Source organism: Devosia sp. 67-54 (genome assembly GCF_001899075.1).
Classification (GTDB): domain Bacteria; phylum Pseudomonadota; class Alphaproteobacteria; order Rhizobiales; family Devosiaceae; genus Devosia_A.
The window spans coordinates 1-17,725 of record NZ_MKVA01000005.1 but is presented as its reverse complement, the minus strand read 5'-3'; the positions used below and the strand labels follow the sequence as shown (position 1 = coordinate 17,725).

Annotated in this window: 22 protein-coding genes; 16 read left to right on the top strand and 6 right to left on the bottom strand. The window is 67.9% G+C overall.

What is annotated here, in order from left to right; all coding sequences use genetic code 11:
* Position 1: 1 nt before the first annotated feature.
* From BGO82_RS05030 to BGO82_RS05000, 7 genes are all read left to right on the top strand, one after another.
* Positions 2-2,413 (top strand): circularly permuted type 2 ATP-grasp protein, encoded by a 2,412-nt coding sequence (locus tag BGO82_RS05030; RefSeq protein ID WP_291304471.1) that lies wholly within the window; start codon positions 2-4, stop codon positions 2,411-2,413.
* 167 nt (positions 2,414-2,580) lie between these two features.
* The gene (locus BGO82_RS05025; RefSeq protein WP_291304470.1) at positions 2,581-3,459 is read left to right on the top strand and encodes a transglutaminase family protein; all 879 of its coding nucleotides are present in this window, start codon (positions 2,581-2,583) and stop codon (positions 3,457-3,459) included.
* Positions 3,460-3,631: 172 nt separating this feature from the next.
* Entirely contained in the window at positions 3,632-3,799 is a 168-nt protein-coding gene (locus BGO82_RS05020; RefSeq protein ID WP_291304469.1) for a hypothetical protein, read from the top strand.
* A gap of 31 nt (positions 3,800-3,830) precedes the next feature.
* A complete protein-coding gene (locus tag BGO82_RS05015; RefSeq protein WP_291304468.1) occupies positions 3,831-3,986 on the top strand; it encodes a DUF3309 family protein in 156 nt (51 codons plus the stop codon).
* A 176-nt stretch (positions 3,987-4,162) separates the two neighbouring features.
* Positions 4,163-4,606, top strand: a complete 444-nt coding sequence (locus tag BGO82_RS05010) for a hypothetical protein (RefSeq protein WP_291304467.1) — start codon at positions 4,163-4,165, stop codon at positions 4,604-4,606.
* Positions 4,607-4,610: 4 nt separating this feature from the next.
* A complete protein-coding gene (locus BGO82_RS05005) occupies positions 4,611-5,054 on the top strand; it encodes a hypothetical protein (protein WP_291304466.1) in 444 nt (147 codons plus the stop codon).
* An 82-nt stretch (positions 5,055-5,136) separates the two neighbouring features.
* Positions 5,137-5,370 carry a hypothetical protein gene (locus BGO82_RS05000; RefSeq protein WP_291304465.1) on the top strand — a complete coding sequence of 78 codons (234 nt, stop codon included), beginning with the start codon at positions 5,137-5,139 and terminating at the stop codon, positions 5,368-5,370.
* 58 nt (positions 5,371-5,428) lie between these two features.
* Here the strand turns inward: BGO82_RS05000 and BGO82_RS04995 are convergent, their stop codons facing one another.
* Together BGO82_RS04995 and BGO82_RS04990 are read right to left on the bottom strand one after the other, a co-directional pair.
* Positions 5,429-6,376, bottom strand: a complete 948-nt coding sequence (locus BGO82_RS04995) for a diacylglycerol kinase family protein (protein WP_291304464.1) — start codon at positions 6,374-6,376, stop codon at positions 5,429-5,431.
* Positions 6,377-6,430: 54 nt separating this feature from the next.
* Positions 6,431-7,123 (bottom strand): Crp/Fnr family transcriptional regulator, encoded by a 693-nt coding sequence (locus tag BGO82_RS04990; protein ID WP_291304463.1) that lies wholly within the window; start codon positions 7,121-7,123, stop codon positions 6,431-6,433.
* Positions 7,124-7,328: 205 nt separating this feature from the next.
* Here BGO82_RS04990 and BGO82_RS04985 point away from each other — a divergent pair, with 205 nt between their 5' ends.
* Positions 7,329-7,703, top strand: a complete 375-nt coding sequence (locus BGO82_RS04985) for a hypothetical protein (protein WP_291304462.1) — start codon at positions 7,329-7,331, stop codon at positions 7,701-7,703.
* Between the two features lie 5 nt (positions 7,704-7,708).
* Here the strand turns inward: BGO82_RS04985 and BGO82_RS04980 are convergent, their stop codons facing one another.
* Both BGO82_RS04980 and BGO82_RS04975 read right to left on the bottom strand, forming a co-directional pair.
* On the bottom strand, positions 7,709-8,257 hold the full coding sequence (locus tag BGO82_RS04980) for an RNA polymerase sigma factor (protein ID WP_291304461.1): 549 nt from the start codon (positions 8,255-8,257) through the stop codon (positions 7,709-7,711).
* Positions 8,258-8,443, bottom strand: a complete 186-nt coding sequence (locus BGO82_RS04975; RefSeq protein ID WP_291305671.1) for a NepR family anti-sigma factor — start codon at positions 8,441-8,443, stop codon at positions 8,258-8,260.
* A gap of 170 nt (positions 8,444-8,613) precedes the next feature.
* Here BGO82_RS04975 and BGO82_RS04970 point away from each other — a divergent pair, with 170 nt between their 5' ends.
* The 6 genes from BGO82_RS04970 (at position 8,614) to BGO82_RS04945 (ending at position 13,960) form a co-directional block, all read left to right on the top strand.
* A complete protein-coding gene (locus tag BGO82_RS04970) occupies positions 8,614-9,408 on the top strand; it encodes a response regulator (protein ID WP_291304460.1) in 795 nt (264 codons plus the stop codon).
* A gap of 114 nt (positions 9,409-9,522) precedes the next feature.
* Positions 9,523-10,314 carry an amino acid ABC transporter ATP-binding protein gene (locus BGO82_RS04965; protein WP_291304459.1) on the top strand — a complete coding sequence of 264 codons (792 nt, stop codon included), beginning with the start codon at positions 9,523-9,525 and terminating at the stop codon, positions 10,312-10,314.
* A gap of 89 nt (positions 10,315-10,403) precedes the next feature.
* On the top strand, positions 10,404-11,159 hold the full coding sequence (locus BGO82_RS04960; protein ID WP_291304458.1) for a transporter substrate-binding domain-containing protein: 756 nt from the start codon (positions 10,404-10,406) through the stop codon (positions 11,157-11,159).
* 58 nt (positions 11,160-11,217) lie between these two features.
* A complete protein-coding gene (locus BGO82_RS04955) occupies positions 11,218-12,075 on the top strand; it encodes an ABC transporter permease subunit (RefSeq protein WP_291304457.1) in 858 nt (285 codons plus the stop codon).
* Positions 12,072-12,824, top strand: a complete 753-nt coding sequence (locus BGO82_RS04950) for an ABC transporter permease subunit (protein ID WP_291304456.1) — start codon at positions 12,072-12,074, stop codon at positions 12,822-12,824. The genes BGO82_RS04955 and BGO82_RS04950 overlap by 4 nt, the downstream gene beginning before the upstream one ends.
* Positions 12,821-13,960 carry a succinylglutamate desuccinylase/aspartoacylase family protein gene (locus tag BGO82_RS04945; protein WP_291304455.1) on the top strand — a complete coding sequence of 380 codons (1,140 nt, stop codon included), beginning with the start codon at positions 12,821-12,823 and terminating at the stop codon, positions 13,958-13,960. Before BGO82_RS04950 ends, BGO82_RS04945 begins: the two co-directional genes overlap by 4 nt.
* A 74-nt stretch (positions 13,961-14,034) precedes the next feature.
* Here the strand turns inward: BGO82_RS04945 and ugpC are convergent, their stop codons facing one another.
* On the bottom strand, positions 14,035-15,093 hold the full coding sequence (gene ugpC, locus BGO82_RS04940; protein ID WP_291304454.1) for a sn-glycerol-3-phosphate ABC transporter ATP-binding protein UgpC: 1,059 nt from the start codon (positions 15,091-15,093) through the stop codon (positions 14,035-14,037).
* Positions 15,094-15,330: 237 nt separating this feature from the next.
* Positions 15,331-15,945 carry a trimeric intracellular cation channel family protein gene (locus BGO82_RS04935; protein ID WP_291304453.1) on the bottom strand — a complete coding sequence of 205 codons (615 nt, stop codon included), beginning with the start codon at positions 15,943-15,945 and terminating at the stop codon, positions 15,331-15,333.
* 71 nt (positions 15,946-16,016) lie between these two features.
* On the opposite strand from BGO82_RS04935, the gene BGO82_RS04930 reads away from it, so the two are divergent.
* Together BGO82_RS04930 and BGO82_RS04925 are read left to right on the top strand one after the other, a co-directional pair.
* The gene (locus tag BGO82_RS04930; protein WP_291304452.1) at positions 16,017-16,637 is read left to right on the top strand and encodes a hypothetical protein; all 621 of its coding nucleotides are present in this window, start codon (positions 16,017-16,019) and stop codon (positions 16,635-16,637) included.
* Positions 16,634-17,560, top strand: a complete 927-nt coding sequence (locus BGO82_RS04925) for an acetamidase/formamidase family protein (RefSeq protein ID WP_291304451.1) — start codon at positions 16,634-16,636, stop codon at positions 17,558-17,560. Before BGO82_RS04930 ends, BGO82_RS04925 begins: the two co-directional genes overlap by 4 nt.
* Positions 17,561-17,725 lie beyond the last annotated feature (165 nt).

The window sequence follows — 17,725 nt, the reverse complement described above, 5'->3', positions numbered from 1 at the left end:
GATGGACAAGCGGACTCAGCGTCAGGTTCCGAAACCGCCCGGGGACAGCGGCCTGCTCGCCGGCTATCGGCTGCTGCCCGGCATTCCCGACGAGATGATCGATCCGGCCGGCACCGTCCGCCCCGGCTGGACCGAGCTGCTCGCCGGCTTCGACGAATTGGGGCCGGACGGGCTCAACGCCCGCTTCGAGCGCGCCGACCAGTATCTGCGCGACGCCGGCGTGTTCTACCGCAAATATGACGGCGCCGCCGGCAAGGAGCGCGCCTGGCCGCTGGCGCACGTGCCGCTGATCATCGGCGAGGCCGACTGGCAGCACATCACCGCCGGCCTCGTGCAGCGCGCCGAGCTGCTGGAGCGCGTGGTCGCCGACATCTATGGCGGCAACCAGCTGGTGGCGCGCGGCATGCTGCCGCCCGAGCTGATCGCGCAGAACCCCGAATTCCTGCGCCCGCTGGTCGGCCTCGCGCCGGCGAGCGGACACTATCTGCACTTCTGCGCCTTCGAGCTGGGACGCGGCCCCGACGGCGGCTGGTGGGTGCTGGGCGACCGCACCCAGGCGCCCTCCGGCGCCGGCTTCGCGCTCGAGAACCGGGTGGCGACGACGCGCGCGCTGTCGGACATCTATGCTCGCCTCAACGTGCACCGGCTGGCCGGCTTCTTCCGCGATTTCCGCGACAGCCTCAACGCCGCGGCGCGGCACGCCGACGGCCGCGTCGGCATCCTGACGCCGGGCCAGCACAACGAGACCTATTTCGAGCACGCCTACATCGCCCGCTATCTCGGCTTCATGCTGCTCGAGGGCGAGGATCTGGTGGTCGAGGACGGCCAGATGATGGTGCGCACCGTCGCCGGCCTGCAGCCGGTGAGCGTGCTGTGGCGGCGCATGGATTCGAGCTTCACCGACCCGCTGGAGCTGCGCGTCGACAGCCGCATCGGCACGCCCGGCATGGTCGAGGCCATCCGCCAGGGCTCGCTGTCGATGGTCAACGCCATCGGCTCGGGCATCCTCGAGACGCGCGCCCTCGCCGCCTTCCTGCCGCGGCTGAGCCAGGCGCTGCTCGGCACGCCGCTGCATCTGCCCGGCATCGCCACCTGGTGGTGCGGGCAGGATGCCGAGCGCCGGCACGTGCTCGACAATTTCGAGCGCATGATGGTCGGCCCCGCCTTCTCGACCACGCTGGCCATCGAGGACCGCGAGCACACCATGCTCGGCGCCGCGCTCGAGCCCGCGGCGCGCGACGCGCTGCGGCAAAGGCTGCTCGACGATGGCGGCCGCTTCACCGGCCAGGAGCCGGTGACGCTGTCGACCGCCCCGGTCTATGTCGAGGGCCGGCTGCAGCCGCGCCCGATCACGCTGCGCGTCTACGCAGCCCGCACCGCGCGCGGCTGGACCATCATGCCGGGCGGCTTCGCCCGCGTCGGCTCGAGCCTCGACACCACCGCCATCACCATGCAGCGCGGCGGCCAGGCGGCCGACGTCTGGGTGGTGAGCAGCACCCCGGTCGAGCGCGTCAGCCTGTTGCCGCAGGCGGGCGAAAAGCTGCGGCGGCAATCGGTGGGCAATCTGCCCAGCCGCGCCGCCGACAACCTGATCTGGCTCGGCCGCTACGCCGAGCGCTGCGAGGCGACGGTGCGCATCCTGCGCGCCTACAATGCCCGGCTCGCCGAGGTCTCCAATCCGGACCTGCCGCTGCTCGCCGACACCCGGCTCTATCTCGACGGCATCGACATCGACGCCACCGAGCCGCTGCCGCAGGGCCTGCTGGGCGCGCTCGACAGCGCCGTGCACTCGGCCGGCCAGATCCGCGACCGCTTCTCGCCCGACGGCTGGCTGGCGCTCGCCGACCTGCGCAAGACCGCCCGCAATTTCGCCAGCCGCGTGCAGCCGGGCGACGACGCGACGCGCGCCATGACGGTGCTGCTGCGCAAGCTCGCCGGCTTCTCGGGGCTGGTGCACGAGAACATGTACCGCTTCGCCGGCTGGCGCTTCCTCGAAACCGGCCGCCGGCTCGAGCGCGGCATCCAGATGGCCGGCATCACCCGCTGGCTGACGCGCGAGGACGCCCCCGATGGCGCGCTCGACATGCTGCTCGAGATCGGCGACAGCGTCATGACGCACCGCCGCCGCTACAACGTCGCCGCCGGCGCTAATTCCTACATCGACCTGCTGGTGCTCGACCCGCTCAACCCGCGCTCGGTGCTGTTCCAGATCGCCGAGCTGCGCGAGCAGATCGAGAAGCTGCCCGGCGGCATCGCCGACGGCCAGCTCTCGCCCGCCGCCCGCGCGGTGCTGGAACTGCACACCGAGCTGCTGGTGGCCGAGCCGGACGACATGAGCAGCGACCGCCTCGCCGCCCTCGGCAGCGGCATCGCGCGCCTCGCGGGACTGCTGGCCGATGCGTATTTCGTCTAGCGCGGTGATCGCACGGCCCCTCACCCGGCCGCTGCGCGGCCACCCTCTCCCCAAAGGGGCGAGGGGAGGCTGGCCCCGAAGCCTCCCTCGCCTCCCCTCGCCCCTCCGGGGAGAGGGTCCCTCGCGCAGCGAGGGGGGTGAGGGGCCGAACGAGCACGGAGCATTCAATGCTCTATGACGTCCGCCTCGAGCTGCATTACGACTACGAGGGCTTCGTGCATGGCGACCGGCATCTGGTGCGGGTGGCGCCGGCGTCGATCCCCGGCGTGCAGCGGGTGATCGCCTCGTCCATCGCCTTCGACCCCGAGCCCGACATCCAGACCAATTTCACCGACTTCTTCGGCAATCTCGTCACCACCATCGCCTATGCCGGCTATCACGACCGGCTCGACGTCCGCCTCAGCGCCCGCGTCGGCGTCGACGACAGCGCCCCGCCCGCCGACCTGTCGCCCGACCTCGCGGCACTGCAGCGCGAGCTCGGCGCGCTGTGGTCGCTCGACGGCAATTCCCCGCACCATTTCCTCGCCGCCTCGCCGCGCGTGCCGCTGAGCCGGGCGATCACCGACTATGCGCGCCAGAGCCTCGGGCGCACTACCTCGGTGCGCGCCGCGGCGATGGACCTCTGCCTCGCCATCCACCGCGACTTCGCCTACGACCGCAAATCCACCAATGTCGACACCACCCCGCTCGAGGCCTTCCAGCTCCGGCGCGGCGTCTGCCAGGACTTCGTGCATGTGATGATCGCCGGCCTGCGCGGCGTCGGCATCCCCGCCGCCTACGTCTCGGGGTTCCTGCGCACCATCCCGCCCAGGGGCAAGCCGCGGCTCGAAGGCGCCGACGCCATGCATGCCTGGGTGCGCGCCTGGTGCGGCCAGCACGCCGGCTGGGTGGAATTCGATCCCACCAACGCCATGCTGGCCGGCAGCGACCACATCACCATCGGCCATGGCCGCGACTATTCCGACATCTCCCCGATCGTGGGCGTGCTGCGCACCTCCGGCCGCCACGAGACCAAGCAGTCGGTGGACGTGGTGCGGGTGGAATAGCGGCACTCGTCTCGAGACAGCCGCGATCGGGCCAGCCCGACTGCCGATTGCCCCTCTCGTCTGGAACCATCTTCCGCGCCGCCAGTTATCTGGCCAGCGCACCTCATGCGCGACTGTCCAAGGCGGAGACCGGGCCCTCCCTCCCGGTCAAAAGACAAAAAGGATCAAGGCGATGACGCAGATGGAGATCAACGCTCTGGAACACTCGGCCCGCTCCGCCATGGTGTGGTCGGTCGAGGGGTATGACGGGCGCGTACATCTGGGCGCGGTCCTGGGTGCGATGGCTCCGGCGATCGGCATCCTCGCCGTGGCGGCGGCATTCCTGTTCGTCGCCTTCTAGAACGCCAGCGTCCACCAAGGAGTACGCCAAGATGCTCAGCACAATCCTCATCGTCATCCTCATCCTGTTGCTGATCGGCGCCATCCCGAGCTGGGGATACTCCCGCTCCTGGGGATATTTCCCCTCTGGGATTGTCGGCGTCGTGCTCGTGATCGTCATCATCCTCGTGTTGATGGGTCGGATCTGAGCTCTGCGGGTCCTAGGTCGCCCCCCTTTCGACCCGCATAAACCACCCCGGTTCGCACTCCCCCGCGGACCGGGGTGTTTGTTTTCTCTGGTTGCAACGCCGCTGTCGGCGACGGGAACCCGGCCCCCGGCAGCGGCGTTGCAACCAGAGCGTCACCGAACCCAGGAGCATCCACGATGGCCGACACCGACGACATGGCCCCGGGCCGCAGCAACGGCAGTGCCCAGGCCGCATCCTCCACCTCCTCTTCGTCCAGCCGCGGCGCCTCGCGTCCGCGCCGCTCGGCCGCCGCCGGCGCCCGCCGCCGCAGCCGCGTTTCCCCGGCGATCGACGCCGAGACCGACAACCTGCAGGACCAGGTCACGCAGCTGCAGTCGGACCTCAAATCCATCGCCGGCACGCTGAGCCGCATGGGCCAGACCGGCGCCAACGAGCTCAAGAGCACCGCCAGCGCCCGCGCCGACGAGCTCGCCGCCCGTGGCCAGTCGGCGCTCGACTATGCGCAGGACGAATTCGGCGCCTTCGAAAAGCAGATCAAGGACACCATTCGCGAGAAGCCGCTGACCGCGGTGGCGGGCGCCGTGGCGCTGGGCTTCCTGCTCGCCGTCATCACCCGGTAGCGCCATGCTCGCAGTTCTGGCGCCTCTCCTGTCGCTGCTCGGCATCGAGGCGGCGTCGATCACCGCCGGCGTCAAGCGCCAGGCCATCATCTGGGGCCTGATCGGCGCCCTGGGCGTGGTGTTCGCCGCCTTCGTGCTGGTGGCGATCAACACCGCCCTCGCCTACGCCGTCGGCCCGGTGATCGCGCCGCTGATCATCGCGCTTGCGGCGGCGCTGATCGCGCTCGTCATCTTCCTCGTGGCCCACATCCAGGACGGCATCGCGGCCAAACGCGATGCCGAGAAGAAAAAGGGCGCCGAGATGACGGCGCTCGTCACCACCGCCATCATCACCGCCGTTCCGCTGATCCTGCGCTCGCCGCTGTTCAAACAGATCGGCCTGCCGGCGGGCGCCGCGCTGGCCTCGGCGCTGCTGCTCAGGAAGGACGACCGGGAGCGCCGCAAATAGGAACCTGGGCCTGCCCTCCCCCGTTACCTAATGCCCGTCGGCCGCGTCAGGCGGCGGGCGACATGAACCGAGAGGATTTGCCATGTCTCACATCAAACGGCAGATTGTGACGATCCTTAAGGACGACGCTCTTGAGGACAATGAGAAGATCGAAGTCCTGCGCCAGCTCGAGGCCGACTCCCTGAGCAAGGAGCGCAGCGCCACCGAGGGCATGACCCCCATCGATGGCGACGATGGCGAGGATCTGAAGGCCATCGAGCAGGCCCTGCGCAAGCTCGGCCAGCAACCGGTGGAAGCCGGCGCCAACAGCCTCTAGCCCGAGGCAAATCGCAAAGCAGTTTGGAACCCCGTCCGGCCTTCCGGGCGGGGTTTTCTCACGGCGTGCTCAGCGCCGGCGCCAGTGCGTCGTCACTGGCGGGCGGCGCCTCCGCATCGCGCGGCACCAGCACCTTGAGCGCCGCCGGATGGATCCTGAGCTCGACCTTGTCGCTCAGCCGGATCAGCTCGCCGTCGATCACCGCCATGGCGCCCGACGTCTTGCGCGGGAACCGCACGATGGCCTCGCGCGCCTCGCGCTCGATGATCTCGGGCAGGCTCTTCCACTTGCCGCGCAGCATGCCCCAGCCCAGCCCGAGCAGCGCCCGCGGCGTCAGCGGCTTGATGACGTAGATGCCCAGGACGCCGCGATCGAGCGTGTCGGCCAGCGGCAGATGCCCCTCGTCGAACGGATTGTTGCTGACCGAGATGCCGGCGGTGCGCCGCCGCTCCAGCCCGTGCGCGGTGACGACCTCGGCGGTGAAGTTCGGCGGCCGCACCACGGCGCCGATCGCGGCGCGGCTGGAAGCCAGCATCTTGCCGATGCGGCCCTTGTAGCTCAGCGTCTCGCGCAGCTTGACCAGCTTGGGATGCAGCCCCACCGAGAACTGGTGCACGAACGGCCGTCCGTTGGCCGTCGCGATGTCGACCGACTTCACCACGCCCGCCGCCAGCGCCGCCAGCGCCGGCTCGAGCTTCAGCGGCACGCCCAGCGAGCGGGCGAAGAGGTTCATGGTGCCCGCCGGCAGCACCGCCAGCGGGATGCCGCGCCGGTAGGCGATGCCGGCCGCCGCCGAGATGGTGCCGTCGCCGCCGCCGGCCAGCAGCACCTCGGCCGCCGCCGCGGCGCGCTCGAGCTCGCCGATGAGGCTCCGGCCCTCGACCGGCCGCGCCTCGAACTCGTGCCCGGCCTCGGTGAATATGCCGGTGGCCGTGGCCACGAAGGCGTCCATGTCCGTGGTCTTGAAGGTGCCGCCGTCGCGGTTGAAGACGCCGATGATGCGCATGTGTGCCTGCCCCCGAGCCTCGCGCAGCAACGGCCGGCGCGGCGCTTCGTTCCGTCAGATCAGCGGCCGCCGCGCTTCCGGCAGCCCGGTCCAGCCGGCGATTTCCATCAGCCCCGCCGGATCGAGCACCTCGCAGGCCCGGTCGTGCCAGCGGATCAGCCGGCGGTCGATCAGCTTGCGCAGCGTCTTGTTGGTATGCACGATCGACAGCCCGAGCGTATCGGCCACGTGCTGCTGCGTGATCGGAATGAGCAGCGCCTTCTGCTCGACCAGCCCCACCGACGACGCCCGCTGGTAGAGGAAGGCGACCAGATAGGCCGCCCGCTCGATGGCCGACCGCCGGCCGACGCTCAGCAGGTTCTCGTCGAGCATCCGCTCCTCGCGCGAGGCGAGCCAGGTGACGTCGAAGCCGAGGCCGGGATGGTTGCGGAACAGCTCGGCCAGCCGGTCGCGCTGGAACACGCACAGCACCGCCGCCGACAGCGCCTCGACCGAATGCTCCATCGCCCCGATCACCGAGCCCTGCAGCCCGACGAGGTCGCCCGGCAGGCAGTAATTGAGAATCTGCCGCCGTCCGTCTTCCAGCGTCTTGAAGCGGAAGGCCCAGCCGCTGAGCAGGGTGAAGAGCTGCGCGCTATGGGCGCCTTCGGCCAGGATCACCGTGCCGGGCTCGGCCACCAGCTCGCCGCGCTTGAAGCTGGAGACGAAACGCAGTTCTTCCGACGTGAAGGTCCGGAACTGGGCCATTGCACGCAGGGGGCATTGCTCGCAGGGAACTCGTCGCGTTGAGACTGGCAGAATGACGCCCAAATCCTGATCCCTGCTATCATCGCGAGTCCACGAAGCAAACGCCATCGCTTATGTTGAGGTTGCAGGCGCTCTGACATGTCATTGTTAAATGACGATTCAGCGCTTCGGACGCCTTCTGCGGCGTCTTTCTGGGGCCAGTGCAGTGCTGTCGGGCGAGCGTCTTCTGATCGTCGAGGAGGAATTCCTCATCGCGCTGGACATCCAGCGCGTGCTCGAGGACGCCAACGCCAAGGCGGCCGTTTTCGCCAAGAATTACAATGAGCTGGCGGCGCTGGCCGAACGCCTGCACGAATTCGATCTGGCCATCGTCAACCCGCCCGGGCCGAACTCCGGCGAGGTCGCGCTGGCCGAGCGGCTGGTCGCCGTCGGCATCGCCGTGGTGGTATGTTCGGCGTTCCGCGGCGAGCTCGCGGACACGGTTCTCGAAACCGCCGAATTCGTCGGCAAGCCGTTCAGCGACGCCGACCTGCTGGCCGCCTGCCGCCGCGCGCTGGCGCGACGGCGCGAGGCGCAGTAGCCGCCTCAGGTCAGCGAATGCGTGGTGACCTGCGACGACACCGCGTCGGGACCGAAATCGGCCTCGCCGGAAATCTTCAGGATGTCCTGCAGCCGGGTGCGGGCGCGGCTGACCCGGCTCTTCATGGTGCCGACGGCGCATTTGCAGATCTCGGCCGCCTCCTCGTAGGAGAAGCCCGAGGCGCCGATCAGCACGATGGCCTCGCGCTGGTCCGGCGGCAGCGTGTCGAGCGCCTTCTTGAAATCGGCCATGTCGAGCACGCCGTATTGGCTGGGGTGCACCGACATCCGCTCGGTGAAGGCGCCGTCGGTGTCCTGCACCTCGCGGCCGCGCTTGCGCATCTGCGAATAGAACTCGTTGCGCAGGATCGTGAACAGCCAGGCCTTGATATTGGTGCCCATCTGGTAGCTGTCCTGCTTGGCCCAGGCCTTCATCATCGTGTCCTGCACGAGATCGTCGGCCCGGTCGTGGCGCCCGCTCAGGGACACCGCGAAGGCGCGAAGCGACGGCAACGTCGCCAGCAACTCCCGCTTGAACGACGGGGATTCCTGCAATTAGTTGCCCTTCCGCTTCGCGGCCTGTTCGACCTGATCGAGTTTTTCCAGCAGATCCAGGAACTTGTCCGGGATCGGCTGATCCTGCACCGCGCCATAGAAAGCGCGCAGTTTTGCGCCGATATCGGAATTCGGGCCGAGCCCATCATCCGTGCGCCGCTGACGCGGAACACTCATTTCGTTCATCTTGGACTTGTCTTTCACTACCCGGACCTTGAACCAGAGTGACGCTAAGCTCTGACGTGGTAGCATAAATGCGGGTTCGGTCGAAAAGTTCCGCCAACATGGAACGAACTTCGAATCCGTCCGTTAGCTGTGCGGGTTGACCAACAAAAGCGTCAAAGGGAGCCTTCTGAATGACCTTGTCCATGCGGATTGCGCCGCACCTCCCCTATTTGCGCCGTTTTTCGCGCGCCGTGACCGGATCGCAAACCTCCGGTGACGCCTACGTGGCCGCCACGCTGGAGGCTCTGATCGCCGATACGTCGATCTTTCCCGAAGCCTCGAACGACCGCATCGCGCTCTACAAGCTGTTTTCGCAATTGTTCTCGTCCTCGGCGGTGCGCATTCCCTCGCCGCAGCCGCATTTCGTCTGGGAACAGCGCGCCGCGCACAATCTCGCCAATCTGTCGCCCAGGCCGCGCCAGGCCTTCCTGCTGGTGGCGGTCGAGGGCTTCACCAACGAGCAGGCCGCCGAAATCCTCGACGTCTCCGACGCCGAGTTCACCGCGCTGCTCGACCAGGCCTCGCGCGAGATTTCCCGCCAGGTGGCCACCGACATCCTCATCATCGAGGACGAGCCGCTGATCGCCATGGATATCGAGCAATTGGTGGAATCGCTAGGCCACAAGGTGGTCGGCATCGCCCGCACCCACAAGGAGGCGGTGACGCTGTACGGCAAGACCCATCCCAAGATGATCCTCGCCGACATCCAGCTCGCCGACGGCTCGTCGGGGATCGATGCGGTCAACGACATCCTCTCGACCGAGGCCCTGCCGGTGATCTTCATCACCGCCTTCCCCGAGCGGCTGCTGACCGGCGAACGGCCGGAGCCGACCTTCCTCGTCACCAAGCCGTTCAACCCCGACATGGTGAAGGCCCTGATCAGCCAGGCGCTGTTCTTCGACGAAGGGTCGCGGGTGGCGGCGTAAGGCAGCAAGCGACAGGGTCCGGCCGCCGCCCCGAGAGGGGCTGGCGGTCGTCTCGTCCCCGCCCGCCATTCACACCCCTTGCATCCGCCGCGCATTGCCCGCAGTTTGCCGGCCATGACTGCGCCCGCTTCCCGCCCCGCCATCCCGATCGTCGAGCTCGACTCGATCCACAAGAGCTTTGGCGAGGTGGAGGTGCTGAAGGGCGTGTCCATCACCGCCCATGAGGGCGAGGTAGTGGTGCTGATCGGCTCGTCCGGCTCGGGCAAGTCGACGCTGCTGCGTTGCGTCAACATGCTCGAAGTGCCCGACAGCGGCACCGTCCGGATCGCCGGCGAGACCATCGCGCTGGCCGGCACGCCGCCGCATCGCCGCGTCTCCGACGAGGCGCAGATCCGCCGCATCCGCTCCGGCCTGGGCATGGTGTTCCAGCAGTTCAACCTGTGGAGCCACATGAGCGTGCTCGACAACGTCATGGAAGCCCCGATCCTGGTGCAGAAGCGCGAAAAGGCGGAAGTGCGCGGCGAGGCCATGGAGATGCTGGCCAAGGTGGGCATCGCCGACAAGGCGCACAGCTACCCCGGCCAGTTGTCCGGCGGCCAGCAGCAGCGCGCCGCCATCGCCCGGGCGCTCTGCATCAATCCGCGCGTGATGCTGTTCGACGAGCCGACCTCGGCGCTCGATCCCGAACTCGAGGTCGAGGTGCTGCGCGTCATCAAGCTGCTCGCCGACGAGGGCCGCACCATGATCCTGGTCACCCACGACATGGATTTTGCCCGCACCGTGGGCGATCGCGCCGTCTTCCTGCACCAGGGCAAGATCGAGGAGGAAGGCCCGGTCGCCGAGGTTTTCGGCGCCACCCGGTCGCCCCGCCTCCGCCAATTCCTCAGCGCCGGCAGCCACGCCTGATTTGACGCATGCGTCAATTGCGGTAAGCCTAGCTGCCAGAGCCGCGCAGCAGACGCGGCCCATGCGTCGAACGTTAGGAGAGACCCATCATGAACCGGCTGATACTGGCCGCGGCTGCCCTGGCAGCGCTGACCCTTGGGGCACAGGCCCAGAGCTACAAGATCGCGACCGAGGGCAGCTACCCGCCCTACAATTTCACCGACGACAGCGGCAAGCTCGGCGGCTACGACGTCGATGTCGGCACCGAGATGTGCAAGCGCGCCGGCGTCGAGTGCAGCTTCATCGTCAACGACTGGGACAGCATCATTCCCAACCTGCTGGCGGGCAATTACGACGCCATCATGGACGACATGTCCATCACCGACGAGCGCAAGAAGACCATCGCCTTCACCGATCCCTACTTCCCGCCCGATCCCTCGACCTTCCTGACGCTGGCCGACAAGAAGGTGGACTATGCCAACATCAAGGGCATGAAGCTGGGCGCGCAGAAGGCGACCATCCAGGCCAATTATCTCGAGTCCAACCTCAAGGACGGCAACACCATCCTGACCTACGACACGCAGGACCAGGAGATGGCCGACCTCAACGCCGGCAATCTCGACATCATCTTCCTCGACGGCTCGGTCGTGGGCGAGGCGGTGTCGGCGTCGGGCGGCAAGCTCAAGGCCGACGGCCCGGAAATCCTGATCGGCGACGGCGTCGGCGTCGGCATGCGCCAGACCGACACCGAGCTCACCAAGAAGTTCAACACCGCGCTGCAGTCCATGAAGGACGACGGCACGCTGGACGGGCTGATCACCAAATACTTCCCCGACAAGAAGGGCGGTCCGTTCTACAAGAAGTAAGAATTTCGGCAGGCGGAGCTCCGGCTCCGCCTGTTTCCGTTCCGGGGGGCGATAGAGCGTGCTGGTCGATATCCTGCCGCAGGGGCTGAAGGATTTCCTTGGCCAGGATCTCGTGTTCTGGCTGGGCTACATCAGCAACGGCAAGCACCTCAACTGGTACGCCAGCGTCCAGTACACCCTTGCCGCCATGGTGCTGGGCGCCGCCATCGCGCTGGTCGTCGGCCTCGTCGCGGCCGCCGCCCGCAGCAACGGCCCGCTGCCGCTGCGCTGGTTCGCCGCCGCCTACATCAACATCGTGCGCGGCGTGCCCGACGTGCTGTTCTTCCTGTTCTTCCCGCTGGCCTTCGAGCAGGCGGTGGAATGGGTCTATTCGTTCCAGGTCTGCACCCCCGAAACGCTGGCGCTCAACGCCGGCCGCTGGCCGCCCTGCGATGCCGCCAACATCAGCTTTTCGAGCTTCGGCTATCTGATCCTCGCCAGCGTGTCGCTGGGGCTGGTCTATGGCGCGTTCGTCGCCAGCGTCATCGCCGGGGCGCTGCGCGCCGTGCCCGCCGGCCAGCTCGAGGCCGCCCGCGCCTACGGCATGACTCGCATGCAGGTGCTGCGCCGCGTCCACATCCGGCAGATGTGGGTCTATGCCCTGCCCGGCATCGCCAATGTGTGGATGAGCATCGTCAAGGCCACCTCGCTGCTGTCGCTGCTGCAGATCCTCGACTTCGTCGCCTGGGCGCAGCGGCTGGGCGCCGCCAATTTCTCGCGCGCCGCCGGCCTCGTCCACGACGACTGGCGCTGGCGCTATTATTTCGTGCTGCTGGTGTTCTACATCCTCGTGACCTTCGTCTCCGAGAAGATCTTCGGCGCCATCGGCCGCCGGCTGCGCCGCGGCATGCCGCTGGCCGAGCAGAACGCCACATGACGGCCCTCGACGTGCTCATCGGCGAAGTGGTCCGCATGGCGCCCGCCGCGCTGTTCAACATCTACTTCGCCGTGGCGGCGATTCCCGCCGGCTTCGGCTTCGCCATCCTTCTGGCGCTGGGCAAGAACTCGCCCAACCAGATCGTCAACCGGCTGAGCCGGGCCTACATCTATTTCTTCCGCGGCTCGCCCTTCTTCATCCAGCTCTTCGCCTTCTACTCGCTGGTGCTGGCCTTCAACCTCAGCACCTGGAAGCCGCTCGGCATCGACGGGTTCGTGCTGCACCCGCTGTTCCTCGGCCCGGCGATCCTGGCGCTCAACACCACCGCCTACACCGCCGAGATCTTCTACGGCGCGCTGATCACCGTGCCCAGGGGCGAGGTCGAGGCCGCCCGCGCCTACGGCATGAGCCGCCGCCAGCGCTTCTGGTCGGTGACCTGGCCCAACCTCATCCGCATCGCCTGGCCGGCCTACACCAACGAGGTGGTGTTCCTGTTCCAGGCCACGGCGCTGGTGTATTTCACTTTGCCGGTGATCGGCGACCAGCGCGACCTGATGAACCTCGCCGAAGTGCTGTTCCAGCGCGACTACAACGTGTTCCTGCATTTCGGCGTCGCCGCCGGCTATTTCCTCGTCATCTCCTTCGCCATCTTCTACCTGTTCGGCCTGATCTACCGCCGGCTGATGCGGCACCTGCCGCAGGAGCGCCGGCTGAAGTTCAGCTGGCGCCGCGTCCAGGGGCTGTCATGACCTTCCACCTGCACGTGCTGAAGCTGCGCGGCGACACGCCGGGCCTCACCGCCGAACTGCCGTTCTACCGCATCGGTCCCCCCGACGCCCCCGAGAAGGTCTATCTGCAGGCGGCGCTGCATGCCGACGAGCAGCCGGGCACCATGCTGCTGCACCATCTGCTGCCGATGCTGCGCGAGGCCGACGAGCAGGAGCTGCTGCGCGCCCGCTTCACCGTGATCCCCATGGCCAACCCGCTCGGCATGGCCAATCTGGTGCAGCACAAGCACCTCGGCCGCACCGACCTCGACACCGGCGTCAACTACAACCGGCAATGGCCCGACCTGTTCGCCATGGTCCGCACCCAGCTCAGCGGCCGGCTCGGCGACGACGAGCGCTTCAACGTCACCCTGATCCGCAAGACCGTGGCGCAGTGGATCGACAGCCAGCAGCCGCGCACCGCCGCCGAACAGCTCCGGCTGATCCTGCTCAAGGAGGCGCACGACGCCGAATTCGTGCTCGACCTGCACTGCGATTCCGACTCGCTGCTGCACATCTTCACCTCCCCCGAGCTGATGCCCGAGCTCGAGGATCTGGCCGAATGGATGGGCGCGGCCGCCGTGCTCACCGCGGCCGATTCCGGCGGCGGCTCCTTCGACGAAGTGCTGCCGCTGCTCTACCGCAAGCTGGCGCAGAGCAACCCCGGCAAGCCGATCCCGTTGGCCAGCGCCACCGCGACGCTCGAATATCGTGGCCTTGCCGACAGCTTCGACCATTTCGGCGAGCAGGACGCGCTGCGCCTGTTCGGCTTTTTTGCCGGCCGCGACCTGATCGCGGCCGACCCGGGACCGCGGCCCGAGCCAATGGGACTCACCGCGCCGTTCGAGGCCACCGACATCGTCCGCGCCCCGGCGGCGGGGCTGCTCGCCTACCGCGTCGACCTCGGCCAGCGCGTGCACAAGGGCCAGCCCGTCGCCGACCTCATCGCGCTCGACGGCCCCGAAGCCTTCCTCGCCCGCACCCCGCTGGTCGCCGGCACCGATGGCCTGGTGCTGTCGCGCACGCTGCGCAAATACGTGGCGCGCGGCGAGGCGGTGGCCAAGATCGTCGGCACCGCGCCGCTGCCGCAGCGCCGGGGCTATCTGCTCGAAGACTGAGGCCGGCCCACGCCGCCAAGGCAAAGGGCGCCGTCTCGCGACGGCGCCCCGCAAAAAAATCGTCGTGCGGACGCTTACGCCGTGAGGCGGGCGCCGGTCTGGCTGTCGAACAGGTGCACCGCGGTGGGCTCGGGGCGGATGCGGATGCTTTCGCCCGGACGCGCCGTGACGCGCTCGCGGAACGCGCCCATGATCTCCTGGCCGGCAAAGCGCGCCACCACCTGCGTCTCCGAGCCGGTGGGCTCGACCGTCAGGATCTCCGCCGGCAGCCCGGCCGGATCGAGATGCAGATGCTCGGGACGGACGCCCAGCGTCACCGCCTTGCCGGCGGCGCCGGCCGGCGGATTGCTGAGCTCGACGCGCGTCCCGTCGGCGGCGACGAAGGTATTCCCCTCCATCTTGCCGGCGATCATGTTCATGGCCGGCGAGCCGATGAAGCCGGCGACGAACAGATTGGCCGGGCGATCGTAGAGCTCGAGCGGCGAACCGATCTGCTCGATGATGCCGTCATGCATCACCACGATGCGGTCGGCCATGGTCATGGCCTCGATCTGGTCGTGCGTCACATACACCGTGGTGGTGCCCAGCCGCATGTGGTTCTGCTTGATCTCCGAGCGCATCTGCACGCGCAGCTTGGCGTCGAGGTTGGAGAGCGGCTCGTCGAACAGGAACACCGCCGGGTTGCGCACGATGGCGCGGCCCATGGCGACGCGCTGGCGCTGGCCGCCCGACAGGTGCCGCGGATAGCGCTTGAGGTAGGGCTCGAGGCCGAGGATCGCGGCGGCGTTGGCGACGCGCTTGCGCGTCTCTTCCTTGTCGACGCGGGCGAGCTTGAGCGAAAAGCCCATGTTCTGCTCCACCGTCATGTGCGGATAGAGCGCATAGGACTGGAACACCATCGCAATGTCGCGCTCTTTCGGCGGCAGGTTGTTGACCACGCGCCCGGCGATCGAGATCTCGCCCGAGGTGATCTCCTCGAGGCCGGCGATCATGCGCAGCAGCGTCGACTTTCCGCAGCCCGACGGGCCGACCAGGATGACGAACTCGCCGTCGGCGATGTCCACCGACACGCCGTGCAACACTTCCATGTTGCCGTAGTTCTTGCGCACATTGTTGATGCTTACGGCACCCATTCGGTCCCCTCCACGCCGGCGTCCGGCAAAAGAAAAAACTTTGGCCGGCGCGCATGGGTGAACTCCCAAACGCCCGGCGATGGCACACGGTCGGCGACCCGACTACCCCGTGACTACGGCATGTCCACCACTTGCCACGTTGCCGCAAAAATCGTGGGACGTAAAGCGGGATTTCGACGGCATGCAAAACTCCAGCGGCAGAACGCGCTCACGTGTTGGCGATTGCGAGCAACGCGCCTACCTCAGCTCCTTGTCGTAGATGAATTTCGGCATGCCCCAGTTGAAGCGGATGGCCAGCACGCGCAGGCTGAAGCCGATGACGACGGCCAGCACCGTCACCAGATCGTGCATCAGGTTGAGCTGCAGCCCGAGATAATAGAGCGCCCCGGTGACGATCGAGATGGTGGCGTAGAGCTGGCTCGAGAACACCAGCGGGATGTCGTTGCACAGCACGTCGCGCATGATGCCGCCGACGATGCCGGTGATCATCCCGGCGACGATCACGATCACCGGCGATTCGCCCATCTCGATGGCGACGTTGCAGCCGATGATGGTGAACACCACCAGCCCCAGCGCGTCGAGCAGGAGGAACGGCCAGCGCAGATGCTCCATGAAGCGCGCCAGGGCGATGGTCAGCAGCGCGAAGCCGCAGCAGATCAGCAGCAGCGTCGGGTCCGCCACCCAGCTCAGCGGATAGTGGCCGAGCAGCGTGTCGCGCATGGTGCCGCCGCCCAGCGCCGTCACCGCCGCCAGCACGCACACCCCGAACCAGTCCATCTTGCGCCGCCCGGCGGCGAGCGCCGCGGTCATGGCCTCGGCGGCGATGGCGATGATGAAGATCACGTGCAGCATCGGCCGAATCCGGGTTTGCTGGTGGCGGAACGTGCGGCACTCTATCGATGGGGTCGGGGAGAAGCGAGACGATGAAGCCACCGCGCAGCATGCGCGCCCTGGAGGAACTGGGCCGGGTCCGGCTCAGCCGCAACTTCTTCATGCGCGACTTCCTCTATTCCGAGATCGCCAATTTCCACCGCATCCAGAACATCCCCGACGATCCCGACCTCGCCATCATGGCCGGCCGCAAGCTGTGCGAGGAGGCGCTCGAGCCGCTGTGGGACCGCTTCGGCCGCATCTCGGTCCGCTCGGCCTATCGCAGCCCGGAGGTCAACCGCTTCGGCAACCAGCACAATCTCAACTGCGGCAGCAACGAGAGCAATTTCGCCGGCCACATCTGGGACCGCCGCACCGCCAGGGGCGAGATGGGCGCCTGCGCCACCATCATCGTGCATGCGCTGATCCCCTGGTACGAAACCACCGGCCGCTGGGAGGCCATGGCCTGGTGGATCCACGACCATCTGCCCTATGACGAGCTCGAATTCTTCCCGAAATTCGCGGCCTTCAATTACGGCCATGGCGACCGCCAGACCCGCCGCATCCGCAGCTACATCCCCCCGCGCCGCGGCATCCTCACCAAGCCCGGCATGCCGGGTGCTGACGGCGACCATTCCGCCGAGTATGTCGAGTGGCTGGAGACCCTCGAATGACCACCCACCGCTTCGCCCCCGCCCGCTGGTACAACACGCTCGGCAGCCACCCGCCGGCCCTGACCGTCGACAGCGGCGACATCGTCGTCACCGAAACCATCGACGCCAATGGCTGGGACAAGGCCGGCAGCAACGTCATGCACGGCCCCAACCCGATGAACGGCCCCATCGCCGTCAGCGGCGCCGCGCCCGGCGACAGCCTCAGGGTCGACATCCTCGACATGACGCCGATCCGCCCCACCGGCTGGACCCGCGCCGCGCTGGCCGAGAACGTCGTCGACCCCGATTTCGTCGCCCATCTGCCGCCGCGCGACCGTGCCACCTGGCGCATCGACCGCAACGCGCAGACCGTGACGCTCGAGGACGCGCCCGCCGCCATCGCCGGCCTCAGCTTTCCGCTGGCGCCGATGATCGGCTGCCTCGGCGTCGCCCCGGCGCTGGGCCAGGCCATCTCCACCGCCACCAGCGGCGGGCATGGCGGCAACATGGACTATCGCCGCCTCGGCCCCGGCGCCACCGTCTGGTTCCCCGTCGCCATGCCCGGCGCGCTGTTCTTCCTCGGCGACTGCCACGCCGTGCAGGGCGACGGCGAGATCGTCGGCACCGGCGTCGAGACCTGCTTCGAGGTCACGGTGCGGCTGACGGTGGAAAAACGCGCCATCGTCTGGCCGCGCGGCATGGCCGGCGACGACATCTTCACCCTCGGCAACGCCCGCCCGCTCGACCAGGCGCTGCAGCACGCCACCACCGAGATGGTGCGCTGGCTGGCCGAATACGGCCTCGACACCCTGGCCGCGAGCCATCTGCTCGGCCAGGCCGTGCGCTACGACATCGGCAACGTCTTCGACCCCGCCTACACCGTCGCCTGCCGGCTGGACCGGAAGTGGCTGCCGAAAGGCTTAGACCGTTTCACGATGCGATAGACTCCGGTGGTCGGCGCCCCCACCCCATCCCCTCCCCGCAAGGGGGAGGGGAGCCCGACTGAAGCATCGGCGAATGCAGGTCCATCGCCCCCCTCCCCCTTGCGGGGCAGTGTTTACATTAGACTGTGATTGGATTCTTCTTGGGTTGAGGTGATTTTCCCGGAG